General features: G+C 66.7%; 1 protein-coding gene. It reads left to right on the forward strand.

The window, feature by feature from the left end; genetic code table 11:
• Nucleotides 1-231: hypothetical protein (locus AC3A35_RS28015; protein ID WP_487439824.1), on the forward strand; the 231-nt coding region annotated here is incomplete at both ends.

The raw sequence follows: 231 nt of genomic DNA on the forward strand, positions 1-231 counted from the left end.
CGACCGGCAGGGTTTGATCGGACGCGAGCTCTTTGCCATCGATGGGGTGAAGCTGCCCGCCAACGCGAGCAAGGCCAGGAGCGGTAACCGGGCCGACTTCATCCGCGAGGCCGACAAGATGGAGGCGGCGGTCAAACGCATCATGGCCAGCCACGCCACGGCCGACATCAAAGGCGAAGACGCCGAGGCCGCACGTGCGGCCCGTACGGTGGAACGACTCAAGGCCGAAGC

This window comes from Azoarcus sp. Soil_N_20, assembly GCF_057656155.1.